General features: G+C 38.3%; 16 protein-coding genes and 1 pseudogene. 9 read left to right on the forward strand and 8 right to left on the reverse strand.

Annotation, left to right across the window (positions count from 1 at the left end):
• The first annotated feature begins 60 nt into the window (after positions 1 to 60).
• Entirely contained in the window at positions 61 to 663 is a 603-nt protein-coding gene (gene wrbA, locus JGE69_RS12140) for an NAD(P)H:quinone oxidoreductase (RefSeq protein ID WP_199113577.1), read from the forward strand.
• Positions 664 to 714: 51 nt separating this feature from the next.
• Here the strand turns inward: wrbA and JGE69_RS12145 are convergent, their stop codons facing one another.
• From JGE69_RS12145 to JGE69_RS12155, 3 genes are all read right to left on the reverse strand, one after another.
• On the reverse strand, positions 715 to 1,290 hold the full coding sequence (locus tag JGE69_RS12145) for a xanthine phosphoribosyltransferase (RefSeq protein WP_002119547.1): 576 nt from the start codon (positions 1,288 to 1,290) through the stop codon (positions 715 to 717).
• 72 nt (positions 1,291 to 1,362) lie between these two features.
• Positions 1,363 to 2,076: a DUF3108 domain-containing protein gene (locus tag JGE69_RS12150; RefSeq protein ID WP_199113578.1), complete on the reverse strand. Its 714-nt coding sequence runs from the start codon at positions 2,074 to 2,076 to the stop codon at positions 1,363 to 1,365.
• A gap of 157 nt (positions 2,077 to 2,233) precedes the next feature.
• Entirely contained in the window at positions 2,234 to 2,905 is a 672-nt protein-coding gene (locus JGE69_RS12155) for a hypothetical protein (RefSeq protein WP_199113579.1), read from the reverse strand.
• Between the two features lie 232 nt (positions 2,906 to 3,137).
• Between JGE69_RS12155 and JGE69_RS12160 the strand changes: the two genes are divergently transcribed.
• Positions 3,138 to 4,022: an energy transducer TonB gene (locus tag JGE69_RS12160; protein ID WP_199113581.1), complete on the forward strand. Its 885-nt coding sequence runs from the start codon at positions 3,138 to 3,140 to the stop codon at positions 4,020 to 4,022.
• A 52-nt stretch (positions 4,023 to 4,074) separates the two neighbouring features.
• Here the strand turns inward: JGE69_RS12160 and ybeY are convergent, their stop codons facing one another.
• From ybeY to miaB, 3 genes are read right to left on the reverse strand one after another with little or no spacing between them, the layout of a single operon-like run.
• The gene (gene ybeY, locus JGE69_RS12165) at positions 4,075 to 4,551 is read right to left on the reverse strand and encodes an rRNA maturation RNase YbeY (protein WP_002119528.1); all 477 of its coding nucleotides are present in this window, start codon (positions 4,549 to 4,551) and stop codon (positions 4,075 to 4,077) included.
• 9 nt (positions 4,552 to 4,560) lie between these two features.
• Positions 4,561 to 5,649 carry a PhoH family protein gene (locus JGE69_RS12170; RefSeq protein WP_002119513.1) on the reverse strand — a complete coding sequence of 363 codons (1,089 nt, stop codon included), beginning with the start codon at positions 5,647 to 5,649 and terminating at the stop codon, positions 4,561 to 4,563.
• A 37-nt stretch (positions 5,650 to 5,686) separates the two neighbouring features.
• Positions 5,687 to 7,138, reverse strand: coding sequence for a tRNA (N6-isopentenyl adenosine(37)-C2)-methylthiotransferase MiaB (gene miaB / locus JGE69_RS12175; RefSeq protein WP_199113583.1), 1,452 nt, complete (start codon positions 7,136 to 7,138; stop codon positions 5,687 to 5,689).
• Between the two features lie 287 nt (positions 7,139 to 7,425).
• On the opposite strand from miaB, the gene JGE69_RS12180 reads away from it, so the two are divergent.
• The 4 genes from JGE69_RS12180 to JGE69_RS12195 all read left to right on the forward strand — a co-directional run bounded on the left by JGE69_RS12180 (position 7,426) and on the right by JGE69_RS12195 (position 11,705).
• Complete coding sequence (locus JGE69_RS12180) at positions 7,426 to 9,369, forward strand: lytic transglycosylase domain-containing protein (protein ID WP_199113585.1); 1,944 nt, start codon at positions 7,426 to 7,428, stop codon at positions 9,367 to 9,369.
• 57 nt (positions 9,370 to 9,426) lie between these two features.
• On the forward strand, positions 9,427 to 10,089 hold the full coding sequence (locus tag JGE69_RS12185) for a ribonuclease T2 family protein (protein WP_005804634.1): 663 nt from the start codon (positions 9,427 to 9,429) through the stop codon (positions 10,087 to 10,089).
• A 211-nt stretch (positions 10,090 to 10,300) separates the two neighbouring features.
• Positions 10,301 to 11,287 (forward strand): malate dehydrogenase, encoded by a 987-nt coding sequence (locus JGE69_RS12190; protein ID WP_002119517.1) that lies wholly within the window; start codon positions 10,301 to 10,303, stop codon positions 11,285 to 11,287.
• A gap of 172 nt (positions 11,288 to 11,459) precedes the next feature.
• Positions 11,460 to 11,705: a DUF2789 family protein gene (locus JGE69_RS12195; protein ID WP_002119522.1), complete on the forward strand. Its 246-nt coding sequence runs from the start codon at positions 11,460 to 11,462 to the stop codon at positions 11,703 to 11,705.
• Positions 11,706 to 11,768: 63 nt separating this feature from the next.
• Here the strand turns inward: JGE69_RS12195 and JGE69_RS12200 are convergent, their stop codons facing one another.
• Both JGE69_RS12200 and JGE69_RS12205 read right to left on the reverse strand, forming a co-directional pair.
• Positions 11,769 to 12,296 (reverse strand): hypothetical protein, encoded by a 528-nt coding sequence (locus JGE69_RS12200; RefSeq protein ID WP_075384077.1) that lies wholly within the window; start codon positions 12,294 to 12,296, stop codon positions 11,769 to 11,771.
• A 67-nt stretch (positions 12,297 to 12,363) separates the two neighbouring features.
• On the reverse strand, positions 12,364 to 12,969 hold the full coding sequence (locus JGE69_RS12205; protein WP_199113587.1) for a 2OG-Fe(II) oxygenase: 606 nt from the start codon (positions 12,967 to 12,969) through the stop codon (positions 12,364 to 12,366).
• 117 nt (positions 12,970 to 13,086) lie between these two features.
• Between JGE69_RS12205 and JGE69_RS12210 the strand changes: the two genes are divergently transcribed.
• From JGE69_RS12210 to JGE69_RS12220, 3 genes and pseudogenes are all read left to right on the forward strand, one after another.
• Positions 13,087 to 13,944 (forward strand): 23S rRNA (adenine(2030)-N(6))-methyltransferase RlmJ, encoded by an 858-nt coding sequence (locus JGE69_RS12210; protein ID WP_016143005.1) that lies wholly within the window; start codon positions 13,087 to 13,089, stop codon positions 13,942 to 13,944.
• A gap of 41 nt (positions 13,945 to 13,985) precedes the next feature.
• Positions 13,986 to 14,819: a CDP-diacylglycerol--serine O-phosphatidyltransferase gene (pssA, locus tag JGE69_RS12215; RefSeq protein ID WP_002119541.1), complete on the forward strand. Its 834-nt coding sequence runs from the start codon at positions 13,986 to 13,988 to the stop codon at positions 14,817 to 14,819.
• Between the two features lie 17 nt (positions 14,820 to 14,836).
• Positions 14,837 to 15,923: pseudogene (locus JGE69_RS12220) on the forward strand (DUF6670 family protein).
• Positions 15,924 to 16,362: the final 439 nt, after the last annotated feature.

A 16,362-nucleotide genomic window follows, 5' to 3' on the forward strand; every position in this document is an offset into this window, starting at 1 on the left:
TAAAATTGGTTGCGCCAAAAAAATAAAAAATCCCGTATAGTGTTCTTTTTAACAAAATTTATGAAACCGATGCAACCTTACATTCTTGTACTCTATTACAGCAAATATGGTTCTACTAAAGAAATGGCTCATTTAATTGCCAACGGTGTTGAGTCTGCGGGTATGTCAGTGAAAATTCGGACAGTACCAAATATTGCTCCAGCTGTCACAATAGCCGAGCCAAGCATTCCGGAAGAAGGGGATATCTACTGTACGTTAGATGATCTAGCGAATTGTTCAGGTTTAGCGTTAGGTTCTCCAACCCGCTTTGGCAATATGGCAAGTGAAATGAAATATTTTTGGGATCAAACGACGAGTCTTTGGCTCAACGGGGCATTACATAATAAACCTGCTTGTGTTTTTACTTCTTCTGGTTCAATGCATGGTGGGCAAGAAAGTACTTTACTCACTATGCTACCGCCGTTATTTCATCATGGGATGATGATTTTGGGATTACCTAATGCAATTCCAGCATTATCTAACACTAAAACAGGTGGAACACCTTATGGTGCTAGCCATGTAAGTGGACCGCGTCATGACCAAAACTTAAGTCAGGATGAAAAGATTTTGTGTGAAGCTCAAGGCAAACGTTTAGGAGAGGTTGCCAAAAAGCTTTTAGATTAATTTTGAGCAAATAAAAAAGAGCGGATATCCGCTCTTTTTTAGATGTACATCTTATTCTTTTACAAAAGTAACTTTGCCATCTGTAAGAGAATGAACACGTGCTAATGATTCAACTCTATAGCCTTTTTCTAGCAATAAATCACGACCCGGTTGGAATGATTTTTCAATCACAATACCTACACCAACAACTTCTGCATTTGCTTGGTGAATTAAATCAATCAATCCTAATGCTGCTTGACCATTCGCCAAGAAGTCATCAATAACTAATGCTTTATCAGTTGAATGAAGGTGCTTATTTGAAATCGCAATAGTACTTTCAGTTTGTTTAGTAAAAGAAAATACTTTTGAACGATATAAATCATCTTTTAACGTCAATGATTGATATTTGCGAGCAAAAATTACAGGTACACCAAGTTCTAAACCTGCCATGATTGCAGGTGCAATACCTGATGCTTCAATGGTAATAATCTTGGTAATCCCTGCATCTTTAAATCGAGCGGCAAATTCTTTACCAATCTGCTGCATTAATACAGGATCAATTTGGTGGTTTAAGAAAGCGTCGACTTTCAAGACTTGATCAGATAGAACGATACCTTCTGTTAAGATTTTCTGTTCTAGTGCGTGCACGGGAGAATCCTCTAGACGGATGCTTTTTAAAGCAAATGCGTATTTTAAAAAGCATCCAAAAAAATGCAAGCTTTAATTCGTCTTACCTGTATAACTTGTTAATAACAACCCATAAGAAGTTTTACCATCAATATGGCTTACTTTAACAGGTAAATAGTCTAATTTTGGTGCTAGCCAAAAGATTGTGCTGCGTTCAGGCTTTTTGTGTTGTAAAACGACTTTAATGGTATCGAATGTTCCATAATAGGTTTTAATTTTCTCATTACCTTGTTTTACAAATCGACGATTTTCAACTTCTTTTGCATCTGCAAGTGGGTAAGATGCTTTAAGAGAACCATTTTTTAAGTCTTCACGAAGCTGTAACTCTGCATTTAGCTCATCAAGAACACCTGCCTGCCAAGCGAATGAACGGGCTTTATCATCTTTCTTTGTAGAAATGATTTTGCTATTGGGATTGAAGTTAATACTCATGGTGTTGTTATGAATCAAAATTTTGCTGGTGCGGCTAAAACTTTGAGACCCGATTTTGCCATTAGTGAAACTAAATTTACTTGTTTCACTTGCAGAAGCAATTCCACCTGCTTTTGCAGTGAAATTATAAGTCCAGTTATTACCTTGCTGGCTTAAGGCACGTGTAGCCGTACCCATACCCTTGTTATTATAAGTAAACTGATAATTTGCCTGAAATGGGCTCATGGCAAGAGCATGACTTGAGAAGCCTGCAAAAAGCAAAGTTGTTGAAATACCTGTTGCGATGCCAAATGATTTCAGAAATTTTGTTGCCATAAGTAAGTATCCTTGTACAGACTAAAAAGTCAGTGCTGATGCATCTGTAACTTAAACATATTATGCCTGTTGATCATGGAGAAAAAATCAGGATTTATGCTAAATGTGTAATCTATTTGTGTTTTTTGGCAGCCAATAAATTTTCATTTATAACGATTTATTCATCTTTTTGCTGGATTGGCGTTATTTCTGAATCTTCTAATTCATCTTCAAAATCGTCATCCTGATCACGAGAAAGTAAGGCTGCTAAATTCACATTTCCAAACACGACTAACTCAGCTTCACGAACTCTTGCATAATTTACATGTACTTTGCCTAAAGTCTCGATGATGCTGGCTTTTTTACCAAACCAACGATTGAGATCAAGGAATATAAGTTCGTCGCGTTCTTCTGCTACATTAAAACGTTCAAGAATCATCCCTAATGGATCTTTTTTCAAAATTTTATGGTAGTAAAAAAATGCTGCTTTTACGGCGATTTTTTGCCAAAAGTTTTTATATTTCGCCTCGATAATTTGTGTATTGCTAATTTGTTCAAAAACTAAAAGTTGTTGTTCTTTATTAAATTCCATCTGGATCAGTTTTAAATCAACCGATAATGTGGTTTCTAAACCTTTTACGTGCATGGTTGCATATAATCTTAACCAGTCATGATAAAGATCAGCATGTAGGTCATCTAAAAATTCAACATTATTGGTCACGTAACGTTGCAAAGTAGCATTCAGAAAGGTTTGCGATAATGTAAAATCTCTTTCTTCCTCAATGAATGCTTCTGCTTTTTTATAGACTTTTTGAAGGCGTCTGACTAATGAGGAAAATAGCGTTTGCATAAAAGAACTTCCAGAAGATAATTTACTAAAGAGCCCACACAATCTTTATTATGATAAAAAACGGGTTTTGATATTGCAGTGTAGCAAATTTACTTGATACATTTTGACAAAATGAAAATGGATAAAACCCTATATTTGAAGTGAATCACGCTTTTATCCATATTTGAATATCAGTTTGTATTTTATTCGGTATTAAACCGTGGGGAAAAGGCATTTATATGCTTTTAAGATTATGTTGAACAAAAGAAGTTTATCCATAGAGCCTTTTCATTATTGGTGGCAAGACCGAGTCTTTATTGCTGCAACAATATTGGCAATCTTACTGCATATTTTTGTATTGCTCATTCACTTTGCCATGCCTAGCCCCTCAGAGCAATCTACTAAAGAAATTGCGATTTCAATTCGGCCAAGCAATGAGCCAGTTGTTCAGGCAGATTTTTTAGCGCAAGCAGATCAGCAAGGCTCGGGCGCATTTCGTGAAGCTCATCGGACTTCTAGTGATACTCCAAATCCGATGCTCAATGATGCTTCAACTGGAGATACTGAGTTAGAAAGTTTGCAAAAGATTCAGCAGCAAAGAGAACTTAAATTTGAAGAAAAAGTTTTAATGACGGTTTTGAGTTGGCAGAAACAAGCGGATGCAAGCCAAAGAAAAAAAGAACTAGAACAATTACAAAGTCAATTTCAAGCAAAAGCTGCGATGGTTGCAAGCCTTGAAGCACAATATTTGCAACGCCAACAAGATTTCAGCCGTCAGCAAAAAATTAAAACAGTAGATGGTATTCAAGCAAAGAAAGATGCTTCGGCTGCTTATTTGGATAAGTTCCGTGAAAAAGTAGAGCTTTATGGCAACCGCTATTACCCTGAAGAAGCCAAACAGCAACAGCTAAGAGGTGAAGTGCGTTTAATGGTAATTTTGAATGCTCAAGGGGGAATTCGTGCAATTCGCTTGCTTGAAAGCTCAGGTCATCCAGTTCTAGATGAAGCAGCGAAGTCTTCAGTACGCCGCGGCGCACCATTTGGGCATTTTGATGCCAATATGAAAGATATTTCGGAGTTGCGTATTGTACGTACTTGGCGTTTTGACCCAGCTGAAGCTGAATTTGAGGTTCACTAATTAAAAAAATGTGGATAACTTTTAGGATATCCACATTTTACTAATGATCAGATTATTCCTGATAAGGGTTAGCAATATTGAGTTTTGCTAAAATTTCAATTTCTAAGCCTTCCATCTCTTCTGCATCTTCATCACTGGTTTCATGGTCATAACCAAGTAAATGTAAAACACCATGTACTAACAGATGTGCAAAATGATTTTGTGCAGTTTTCTTTTGTTCCAAAGCCTCTTGTAATACCACTGGAATGCAAATAACTAAATCACCTAATGGTAAGGCATCTAGCATTGGTAGAACTTCTTCGGGAATATCACTTGGGAAAGATAAAACATTAGTTGGTTTATCTTTTTCTCGGTATTGCAAATTGAGTTGCTGGCTTTCATCCAGATCAACGCAAGCAACTCCAATTTCACAATCTTCTTTATAACCAACGTGGCGTAAAGTGGTCTCAATAATTTTTTTGAGTTGAGCTCGTTTGAGCTCTAACTCAGGTGATTGAAAGTCTTGTTGTAAACTTAAACTGATTTTCAAAATGAATCCTTAAGCATCCTGATGTTGCAAGTCTGCTGCTGTATCGTTTTCAGCAACTAATGCTTCTTGACGTGCTTTACGTTCAGCACGTGCTTCAGCATTAAGACGCTGTTGTTCACCATCCCAACCTTCATACGCTTCAACAATTTTTTGAACAAGTTGATGACGTACAACGTCACGGGAATGGAAACGGGTAATATGAATTTCTTTAATGTTCTCGAGTACACGTAGTGCATGTGCCAAACCAGATTGTTGGCCTCGAGGTAAATCTACTTGGGTAATATCACCTGTAATCACTGCACGAGAACCAAAACCTAAACGGGTCAAGAACATTTTCATTTGTTCAGGCGTTGTGTTTTGAGCTTCATCCAAAATTACAAATGAATGGTTAAGTGTGCGACCACGCATATATGCAAGAGGTGCAACTTCAATCACTTGACGCTCGATTAACTTGGCAACTTTTTCAAAGCCAAGCATTTCGTAAAGAGCATCGTAAAGAGGGCGTAGGTATGGGTCGATTTTCTGAGTTAAATCACCCGGTAAGAAACCTAGCTTTTCTCCAGCTTCTACAGCAGGACGTACAAGTAAAATCCGTTGGATTTCATTTCGTTCGAGCATATCTACTGCGGCGGCAACTGCCAAATAGGTTTTACCTGTACCCGCAGGGCCAACACCAAAAGAAATATCGCTTTGCAAAATACGCTGTACGTAGCGTTTTTGATTGGCGCCACGTGGGTTAATACGACCTTTTCGAGTTTGGAAATAGACATCCATTGGTGCATCATGCTCATCCATTTCTTCTCCAACTAACTCGAAATTACGTTCGGTTTGAGAAGATTGAATTAACAGATGCAACAGATCAGCACTGATTTGCTGGGATACCTCAGACTCTTCGTAGAGTCGTTGCAATAATGCTTCGGCTCTCCCAACAGCATCTATCTCACCATCGATATGAAAAACATCTCCACGATGAGTAATTTTGACATCTAAACGTTGTTCAATTTGCTTAAGGTGCCCATTATAGGCACCCAAGATGCTCTTTAAACGTTCCATTGAAATTTCAGGAAATGTTACGGTACGTCGAATCGCTGCAGTCAAGAGAAAACCTTTCAGTAGACTTTAGAATACCTCTACATTACGCCACGTCAGGCTCAAGATTCAAGAGCTCACCGTAAACTAAATTTAAAGTTTTAATTTCAGTAATCTCGATCTCTGCAAAACGACCTACCCAAGAAGCATCACCTACAAAAGTGACTAGACGTGTATTATCGGCTGTACCTAGTAAAATATTAGGGTCTTGGTCCGAAACTTTTTCAATAAGAACACGTTCAATTTTGCCAAGCATTGCATCAGTTTTTTCAATGCTAGACTGTTTAATCACTTTCTGAACTTGAGCTAAACGCTCTTTCTTAACGTGCTCAGGCGTAGTATCAGTTAAGTCTGATGCAGGTGTACCCGGACGTTTTGAATAGACAAAACTATATGAGTGATCAAAGTCTAAGTCTTTGATAAATTGAAGTGTTTCGGCAAAGTTTTCATCAGTTTCACCAGGGAAACCAATAATAAAGTCACTCGATAAGTGCATATCAGGGCGTATTTTTCTTAATTTGGCAATCTTGTCGATATAAACATCAATCGTATGATTTCGTTTCATTGCCTGTAAAACATCATTAGATCCACTTTGAACAGGCAAGTGTAAATGTGACACCATTTGAGGCAAATCTTCATAACACTGAATTAGCTCGTCAGAGAACTCAAGCGGATGCGATGTTGTATAACGTAAACGGCCGATACCCGGAATTTCTGCAACGAGTCGTAACAATTCAGGGAAGGTACAGATGCCACCTTCAAAGGTTTCTCCGCGATATCCATTTACATTCTGGCCCAGAAGTGAAATTTCACGCACACCTTTTTCCGCAAGACCTGCAATTTCTGCAAGTACATCATCTAATGGACGAGAAACTTCTTCACCTCGTGTGTAAGGAACTACACAGAAAGAACAGTATTTAGAGCAGCCTTCCATAATAGAAACGAATGCTTTAAAGCCTTCTACACGTGGTTCGGGCAAGAAGTCGAATTTTTCAATATCTGGGAAAGAAATATCAACCAGTTTGATTTTATCTTTTTTAGGTTTTTCTACTTGAGCATTATGTTGATCAAGCATCTGCGGTAAACGGTGTAATGTTTGTGGGCCAAAAATCATGTCTACATAAGGCGCACGTTTTTGAATGTTGTCACCTTCTTGAGACGCAACACACCCACCCACACCAATCACAAGATCAGGGTTTTTGTCTTTTAGTTTGCGCCAGCGACCTAATTCACTAAATACTTTTTCTTGCGCTTTTTCGCGAATAGAACACGTATTCATGAGCAGAATGTCTGCTTCATTAGGGTTGGTCGTCAAAACGTAACCGTGAGAATCCCCTAAAAGGTCTGCCATACGGTGACTGTCATACTCATTCATTTGACACCCTTGAGTTTCAATATAAAGTTTTTTTATTGAAACATCAGTGGTGTGCGTTGGCTGGGTAACAGTGTTTTCTGAGGCAGCTTTGGCACCATTGGGAATGAAGGTTTGAACCGTCATGCAGGCTCCTAACAGATCGATCTAAAAAAGAATAAATTGGCCCAAAATGGGTCAAACCATCTATTATAGCAGTATTTGAGCTGAACCGATAACAGTAAACTTTCAGAACATGACACAGTTTTTGTGAAGTAAATTAGGTGAATTTTAATGATGTTGAATCATAGAGTTACATAACACAACAAAAGAAAGCACGAAGAATAATTAAACTATGCGTTGAAGGTGAATAGTCAGGGTTTAGCATATATATGAGACCAAGTAGAAAGAGCTCATCAATCCATAGTCGTGTAATGAAAAATAAATATATGCATTGTAGCTGGTTAGGAGCTATGTGTTTACTTGGTTGTTCATTTACCTATGCTGCCGAAGAGCAGTTTAATGATGCACTAAATGCTGCAAATAGTGGTAATACAGCGTTATTAGACCAATATCAGCTTGCTATGCAAAATGATGTGTTGGGATACTATCCAGAATATTGGAAACTTAATACAAACCTTGGTTTTCAACCTACTGCCTCTATCGTAAGCTTTGCTCAACGCTATCCACAATCAGCAATGGCTGAAAAATTAGCAGCCGATTATGTTGAAGAAAAAGTTAAACAAGCTGACTTTGCATCTGCACAACCCGTCTTATCTTATGTCACCAACCCTGACCAAGCCGAAAATTGTGCTTTAGCACAAGTGCGGGCGAGAAGTGGTGATGCATTAGTTTTTGCTGAATATAAAGATGTTTGGTTAGCAACTGAGTCACAACCAGAATCTTGCTTAGGTTTAGGGCGCATGATGTTATCTAGCCCTTTAATGAGCGCACAAGATAAACAACAGCGTCTATGGGTACAATTGCGTGCAGGTTTGTCGGGACAGGCGCTCGCGACAGCACAAACTTTGGGCTTGAATCTTTCTTTGGCCCAGCTTAACCAAATTCAGGCCAACCCACTCAATTATTTATGGAGTGCGCCTAAAACAAATGATGCAGATTATGCTTATTTGATTTTCGCGTTAGGGCGTTTAGCTAATAATGACTTAAGTAATGCTTTTTCAAATGTGCAGCGTGTTGCCCAAGGTACGCCACAAAATGTACAAAAATATTTATATCGTACGGTAGCCTATATTGGTGGCACCACGGTAATGAAAAATAATTTTAATCGTGAAGTTCTTCAATATTTTGATGCAAGTTATGGTTATCCATTAAGTCCAGAAGAAGCCGAAATTTATGCGCGTCAGGCGATTCGTTTTGGGGCGTGGGAAAGTTTAATTCGCGCTATTGATAGTATGACGGTAACCCAAAAACAAGAAGACCGTTGGCAATATTGGCTTGCTCGTGCGTCAGAGCAGCGTGGTGATAGTGCTTCTAAAGCAACAGCACAACAAATTTATAGAAAACTGGCTCAGGCGGGTGATGACTATCATAACCTTTTAGCAAAAGATCGCTTAGGTGAGCGTTATAACCACCAACCTTATGATGATCAGCCGACAGCAAGTGATTTAAGACGTTTAGATCAGAACATTCACTTTAATCGTGCTTTTACTTTAAGACGTATTAATGCAAATCCAACTTATACGAATCGAGAGTGGAACTGGGCAGTTCGTCAAGCATATCTTCAGCACGATGATGGTTTACTTTTAGCTGCGGCAAAGCGTGCTCATGACATGGGCTGGTATGACCGTGCAATTTATGCAGCAGATCGTACAACAAATAAGCATAATGATACTTATCGCTATGTGACTCCTCATAAGACTAATGTCGTAAGTCATAGTTACAATGCAGGAATTGATCCTGCATGGGCTTATGGTTTAATGCGTCAAGAAAGTCGGTTTGTTACTTCTGCGCGTTCTCACGTTGGGGCGGGCGGTCTTATGCAAATTATGCCTGATACGGCGAAGTTGATTGCACGTCAAATGGGTGAAACTTATAATCCGGCTGCATTAAATGAAATGAATACCAATATTCGATATGGAACATTTTATTTGTCGATGATTCAGGGACAATTAAGCAATAACCCTGTTTTGGCGACAGCAGGTTATAATGCGGGGCCTAATCGGGCTAGACGTTGGCAGCCGGACTATCAATCAATTTCGGCTGACCAATATACTGAGACAATTCCATTGTTAGAAACCAGAGACTACGTCAAGCACGTTATGACGAATGCAACACATTACGGCGTAATATTGGGGCAAGGCGCCCAGTCGTTATCGCAGCGTATGAAAGTCATTCCAATGCGTACGTCGCCTTAACTTTAAGGTGGTTGATGATGGATCTTCTTTTAATTGGCATATTCAAGTTTTAATTAAATGAAATATAGATATTTGGAACTTCGTTCAATTTTGCAACTTGCATGGTGGCTCATCTGTGCGGGAGTAGGGTTGATGAGTTCCGTTTTACATGCCGAACCTGTTAATTTACAGGGGTATGTTATGCATGTGCAAATGACACCTGCCGCATGTGCATTAGATCCCTCTAAACAAAAACAACGTAAATGTCTTGAAGGATATTCACTGACAATTACAGGCCTCATGCCAGAAACAAACCAAAGTAATTGCTCAACAGACAGTTCTGCAACCTTGTCTCCATTGCAAGCCAAAGTCGTAGCTCGGGTTATGCCTGATAATAATGCTCGTGTACAGCTATGGAAAAGTGTAGGCGGATGCGTTCCTATGAATGCAAGCCAATATTTCCGTACGGTTATTAATTTTGCTGAACGTTTAAAAATTCCGGCTAGTCTCACAAGTTCAACAAATGTTGAAATGCAGCAATCCGCTTTAAGACAGCAGTTTGTACGTCTTAATCCGAGCTTACCTCAAAATGGTATCCGTTTTAGTTGTCAATTATCGCGTTCGGATGTGGTCTTAACGGAAGTGAAAGTTTGTTACACGGTAAAGGGCCAATATAAACAGTGTGCAAATCATGTGGTATCGAATTGCCCTGGTGAAATCATGATTAAAGGTAGTTATTAAAATTTACGAACATTTCGTAAGGAAATGCTGACCATACATTGAATCTATTTGTAAAGATTAATTTGTATTTTCTATCAGACTTTTGGTGAAAACGAGTCGCTTTTACATGCATCTGCCAAATCTTTAGAGTACAATCTTTGCCGTTTATGATGATTTGGTTAGATGGAATTCCTATTTAGCCCGATTAAGGACACTCATTGGAGACAATTACATGAAGCAACCCGTTCGTGTTGCCGTGACTGGCGCTGCAGGTCAAATTGGTTACAGCTTATTATTCCGTATCGCAAGCGGTGAAATGTTAGGTAAAGATCAACCTGTTATTTTACAATTGCTTGAAGTTCCAGTTGAAAAAGCACAACAAGCGCTTAAAGGCGTAATGATGGAACTTGATGACTGTGCTTTCCCTTTATTGGCTGGCATGATCGGGACTGATGATCCGAAAGTTGCATTTAAAGATGCTGACTACGCTTTATTGGTAGGTTCTCGTCCACGTGGTCCTGGTATGGAGCGTGCTGACTTGTTAAAAGTTAACGGTGAAATTTTCATCGGCCAAGGTCAAGCATTAAACGAAGTTGCTAGCCGTAACGTTAAAGTATTAGTTGTAGGTAACCCTGCAAACACTAACGCTTACATCGCAATGAAATCTGCTCCAGATCTTCCAGCGAAAAACTTCACAGCTATGTTGCGTCTTGACCACAACCGTGCGTTGACTCAAGTTGCTCAAAAAGCTGGTGTTGCAGTTGCTGACATCGAAAACTTAACAGTTTGGGGCAACCACTCTCCAACAATGTATGCTGACTACCGTTTTGCAACTGCAAATGGCGAAAGCTTAAAAGACAAAATCAACGATCCAGCTTGGAACAAAGACGTATTCCTTCCAACTGTTGGTAAACGTGGTGCTGCGATCATCGAAGCGCGTGGTTTGTCTTCTGCTGCTTCTGCTGCTAACGCTGCAATTGACCATATGCGTGACTGGGCGCTTGGTACAAACGGCAAATGGGTAACTATGGGTATTCCATCTGATGGTTCTTATGGTATTCCTGAAGGCGTTATGTTCGGTTTCCCTGTTACAACTGAAAACGGTGAATACAAAATCGTTCAAGGTTTAGAAATCGATGAATTCAGCCGTGAGCGTATCAACTTCACTCTAAACGAGCTTGAAGAAGAACGTGCAGCAATTGCTGACATGGTAAAATAATTCATCAGCTTGATGAGTTAAAAAAAGCACTCTTTAGAGTGCTTTTTTATTGAATCCTGAAAAAGCAAACACAAAAAGCAACAAGAAAATATAGACACTATCATGCAAGTAAAAACGTTTTATTGTTAGATTAGTTAATAGATGATTTAAAAGAAGTTATAGGAGAATAACAATGTTTGAACAGCAACCGACTTTAGAGCTTTTATTTGATCAGTTGGGTTTAGATTCTGATGAAGCAAGTATTGAAAACTTTATCAAAACACATCAATTGCCAGCCGAGCAAAAATTACATGAAGCGTCTTTTTGGTCAAAAGGCCAAAGCGATTTTTTGAAAAGTCATTGGGAAAAAGATGATGAGTGGATTGTGGTTATTGATGAGCTTAATGAACAACTGCATGAAGACAGTGTGAAAAAATAATTTCAAAAAAATAAAGCCTGTTTTACAAGTAATACGTAAAACAGGCTTTATTGCATTAAGAGTTTAATGTGTCTTTACTTTTAATTTATCTCTATACCATGGCTCATGACGTACAAGGTCAAATACAGGTTGGCCATGAAGCAATTCAAGATCACATGTAGACGTTGATAAATATTTAGTTAACCAATGTCGTGTCAATGCTGACTCTTGTCGTGCTGCTGACGCATATGCTAAGAAGAAATAGATATCAGCATGTTCATGATGTGCTAATGGCTTCAAAATTTGTTGAGTAATCAACGCAAAACGTTTTTCTTTATTTAGTTCAAAATAAAGCATATACGCTTTGGCTAAGTGTAGAGACAAATTAAGATATAAGCTCAATGGCATTTCTTCATATTCCATCCGAGCTTGTTCAAGCAAAACAATAGCTTCTTGTAGAAAATGTAGCTGTTCTTGGCGAACACGACTTAATACTACAAGTTGCATGCGTAACTCAGCACGCTCTAAAGCAAGCTCAGGCGTATTTTCAGTCAAATAAAGTTGGTCTGTTTCACCAATTCGGCTCACAATTGTTTTACTTTCAATAGACATACGCCATCACCTTTTTTAATCAATAGCTCTTATATCGGGTTCATTTACCAAATTTAAAGAGTAACCTTTAAACCCAAATAGAATTTCCACTACGAAGCCAAGCCGTAATAGAGAGTCTTTGTTGTTTTGAAATTAATACTTCATGTAATAAATCGCTTTGAAATATTACCAGTCGATTGGGTTCGGGATTAACAATATGCCATTTCTCATTTTTATCTTGTAGTCGCAATTGTCCTCCCCAATCTTCTTGCCATTCTGGATGTAAATAATAGACAGTTGAGATAATACGATCATTTTTTTGTTGAGGATTGTCTCGATGTAAAGCATAAAATTCACCCAAATTATAACGAGCAAAATGAGCTTCAACTTCTTTAATCCCTAAATAGAATGCTTGATTTAGACTTTGTGAGAATAAAGTTAAGGTTTCAATATGTTGCTGAGCAATAGGGAGTTGATCATTAATCCAGAGAATATGGTCACTACGAATATTACTTACAACGCCGTTTTGAATGCCTGCTTCTCTAAACTCATCCATATGACGGCTACATTCTTGAGAAACCTGTGCGCGATATTGATCTGGATATGCTTGATTTATAATGGCAAAGCCATGTGCATTTAAATCATCTAAAATTTGATCCAAATTCCATGAATCAGGAAGTGAATGAGAGTGCATATAACCTCGAGTAGATCGTAAAAATATCAAGCAGCTCTATTTTAGATGATCACAACCTTACGAAAGAATATTTTTTTCATGTTAAACTATTTGTTGAATTGAGGAATTAAAGTCAACATGAATTACCGTCACCATTTCCATGCGGGCAACTTTGCAGATGTTATGAAGCATGTGCTTTTGCTACAGCTGCTCAACCGTTTAAATGCTAAAGATAAACCTTATCGTTATATCGATACGCATGGAGGGGCAGGCAAATATGATTTATCTCTGGCACCTGCACAAAAGTCTGGAGAGTTTCTCACAGGCATTCATCGTCTAGTTCAACTATCTGATATGGAAAAGCGTCAGGCACCTGAAGCAATCCAGCAATATTTGAAGTTAGTCGAACAATTGCGTTCTGAAGAAGGTAAGGGGAGTTATCCAGGTTCTCCTTGGTTTGCTTTGCAAGGCATGCGTGAAATCGACAAAGCGACTATATTCGAAATGCAGCGCGATGTATTTCAGCAATTACGTCATAACATTCGTGATAAACGTGCAGGTTTACATGAGCGCGATGCATATGAAGGCTTGCTTGGCGTAATTCCGCCAAAAGAAAAGCGCGGTCTGGTTATGATCGACCCTCCTTACGAATTAGAACGTAAAGACTTTCCGCAATTAGTTGAGCTTTTACAACAAGCTTATAAAAAATGGCCAACGGGCGTTTTTGCAGTTTGGTATCCAATCAAAGACCGAGCGATGATTGAACGTTTTGAAAAGAAAATGTTTAAAACGGGTATTCGCCGTCAGCTAGTTTGTGAAATTTGTGTGTGGCCAGATGACACTCCTGTAGGTCTAAATGGTTGTGGTTTATTAGTGATTAACCCACCTTGGCAGTTTTCTGAACAAGCAGACCAAGCACTACAGTGGTTATTCCCACATCTTCGTATGCAAGAAACTGGTGGTCATGCTGCTGTTCGCTGGTTGGTAGGTGAGTAACAGTTAACTTAAATCAATGCACATGTTTGGAATAGAAAATAATGACAAATGCGCCTAAACCAGAGCAAGATTTAACTCATAATGAACATTCATTTGATGGGATTACATTTGAAGTGGTTGAAGAAGAAGATAATCCGGAAGGACAAAAAGTGAAGCGCCGAGGTATTTATCTTTGGCCTAACTTAATTACAACCGCTGCTCTGTTGTCCGGTTTCTATTCCATCATTGCAAGTATGAATGGGGATTTTAATCAAGCGATCTATGCTATTTTTATTGCAGCGCTATTGGATGGCTTAGATGGTCGAGTTGCTCGAGCGATTGGTGCACAAAGTGCTTTTGGCGAACAATATGATTCTCTCTCAGACTTGTTAGCTTTTGGTGTGGCTCCAGCAATGTTGATGTATAGCTGGAGTTTGCATGATTTAGGCCGTATTGGTTTAGCTTGTTGTTTTGTTTATACAGCCTGCGCAGCCTTCCGACTAGCGCGTTTTAATGTGCAAATAGGCGTTGTTGATAAGCGTTATTTTATCGGCATTGCAAGTCCACTCGCTGCTATTATCATTATTTCACTCGTCTGGGTTGCTCGCGATTATCCTTTCATTTTTGATTTACGTGATATTGCGATTCAAACTATTAATGCTGTTCTTATGGTAATTGTGGGATTACTCATGATTTCCAATATTAAATATTATTCTTTCAAGCAGATGGATCGTAAACGCGTTCCTTTTGTAGTTATGTTGCCAGTAGTACTGATTTTTGCGGCAATCACTTATAATATTCCAATGGGCATTTTGACAGTTTCAATTATCTATGCTCTATCTGGTTTTGTTACGACTTTATTTGCACGCAAGAGTAATGAAACACTAAAAACATAAAATAGAAGAGGTTCAGTATGCCTAAGTTGATAAGTGAAATTAATCAATTACAGCAGCTGGGCCCTAATGTTAAAGAGGGGGTTGTTTATCAACCTTCTCGTGGCTTTTTTAAAATTGTTTATCAAGGCTTGATCCTTCCAAATTTACCAACCCCACTTCGTTATTTTAATTATATTAGTTTAGTGGGACAGCCACGTATTCCTCTGTGTTATAACACTCACAGCATTACAACTTCAGCTATCGACACTGCAACAGTGCTTGTAAGTAATAGCCAACATAGTGTGGGACATTTAAAAACATATTCTATTCGACGCCAATGCCAGTTTGATTCGACGCTATATCAATTTGATAAAACCGACATGATTCAATGGCAAATTCCCATGATTCGCCTGCAGCGATTAGATCCAGAAATGGGATGTGATCTTACAATTCAGATTCCAGAAAATATATCTAATGCCTCTGCTTTGCAGTGGGGTGTTTCTGACTATTGGTCAACACTATGTATATGTGAAGGTGAAATTTTTTATAAAGGACAGAAATATCAAATTGAAGGGTTGGGGCGATTTAAACACGCGCGAGCTTTGCACTTGCCGTTCTTGTCTTTATGTTTCTATACATGCCAAATTATAAACTTAAATGAAACGACGCAGCTTACATTCTTACAAATAAGAAATCAGTGGAATATCATCCTATGTTCAAGATTAGATATTCAAGAATTTGGGAAGCCTGTTGAAAGTTTTACAGACGACGTAAATTTACATATCCACCGAGTTTATCCAAAGGTTAAAACACCGAATGGTAAAGAGATGTACTTGCCAAGGGAGTTTTCTTGGCAATGTGAGAAAAATGGAAAAATAATTTTTGAGCTTTATGCACAAAGCCGTGGTGACTATAAGTTTGGTTTGGCGGCGGGATATGTCGGAAGCTTTCAATATCAATTAAGCTGGAATGAACAGTGTCTGCAAGGAGAGGGTGGATACTGTGAATATATTGATTGTCGTCCACTTAGATGGCAAGAAAAGAATCAAGACGAGAAAATTTTAGATAAATTGATGCTTTTACAACCATGTTTATATAAAAAATGACTATTTTTATCATTTTTGATTAAAAAGCGAACTGTTGTTGCACTAATATCAAAAAAGGTATTGCAAAGGGATCTTAATCATCTATAATGCACATCCATCGGCGGTGATGCAGATAGAAACTTGTTGAAAAACAGTTACTTGTGATTAGGTTGATTGCTTTAAGTGATGAATTTGATGATAAGTTGGTTTGAGAGATAAGTTTTAAAAATATCGAAATTACCTGTTGACTTTTAAGAGATTAAGAGTAATATAGCCGACCTAGCTTGCTGGTGACGAACCAGTAAGAAGATCATTAAGAGAATTGAAGAACAACTTGTGTGGATTTTTACTAATTGATTAATCGAAATAATTTTCATTGATTGATTGGTTTAAATTACTCGAAGTTTATTTGAGCGAAATTTAAGTCAGTAATTGATGAGCCAGAATTGGTACCTTGTCTTTAAATAAGGTACAAAATG

It is taken from the genome of Acinetobacter sp. C13, assembly GCF_016809775.1.
Classification (GTDB): Bacteria; Pseudomonadota; Gammaproteobacteria; order Pseudomonadales; family Moraxellaceae; genus Acinetobacter; species Acinetobacter pittii.

Excerpts from the sequence above, each read along its gene's own strand:
- JGE69_RS12185 (WP_005804634.1), top strand. The coding sequence starts at position 9,427 with ATGAAATATAGATATTTGGAACTTCGTTCAATTTTGCAACTTGCATGG.
- JGE69_RS12180 (WP_199113585.1), top strand. The coding sequence starts at position 7,426 with ATGAAAAATAAATATATGCATTGTAGCTGGTTAGGAGCTATGTGTTTA.
- JGE69_RS12155 (WP_199113579.1), bottom strand. The coding sequence starts at position 2,905 with ATGCAAACGCTATTTTCCTCATTAGTCAGACGCCTTCAAAAAGTCTAT.
- JGE69_RS12150 (WP_199113578.1), bottom strand. The coding sequence starts at position 2,076 with ATGGCAACAAAATTTCTGAAATCATTTGGCATCGCAACAGGTATTTCA.
- JGE69_RS12195 (WP_002119522.1), top strand. The coding sequence starts at position 11,460 with ATGTTTGAACAGCAACCGACTTTAGAGCTTTTATTTGATCAGTTGGGT.
- JGE69_RS12210 (WP_016143005.1), top strand. The coding sequence starts at position 13,087 with ATGAATTACCGTCACCATTTCCATGCGGGCAACTTTGCAGATGTTATG.
- wrbA (WP_199113577.1), top strand. The coding sequence starts at position 61 with ATGAAACCGATGCAACCTTACATTCTTGTACTCTATTACAGCAAATAT.
- JGE69_RS12160 (WP_199113581.1), top strand. The coding sequence starts at position 3,138 with ATGTTGAACAAAAGAAGTTTATCCATAGAGCCTTTTCATTATTGGTGG.
- JGE69_RS12190 (WP_002119517.1), top strand. The coding sequence starts at position 10,301 with ATGAAGCAACCCGTTCGTGTTGCCGTGACTGGCGCTGCAGGTCAAATT.
- miaB (WP_199113583.1), bottom strand. The coding sequence starts at position 7,138 with ATGACGGTTCAAACCTTCATTCCCAATGGTGCCAAAGCTGCCTCAGAA.
- JGE69_RS12205 (WP_199113587.1), bottom strand. The coding sequence starts at position 12,969 with ATGCACTCTCATTCACTTCCTGATTCATGGAATTTGGATCAAATTTTA.
- JGE69_RS12200 (WP_075384077.1), bottom strand. The coding sequence starts at position 12,296 with ATGTCTATTGAAAGTAAAACAATTGTGAGCCGAATTGGTGAAACAGAC.
- pssA (WP_002119541.1), top strand. The coding sequence starts at position 13,986 with ATGACAAATGCGCCTAAACCAGAGCAAGATTTAACTCATAATGAACAT.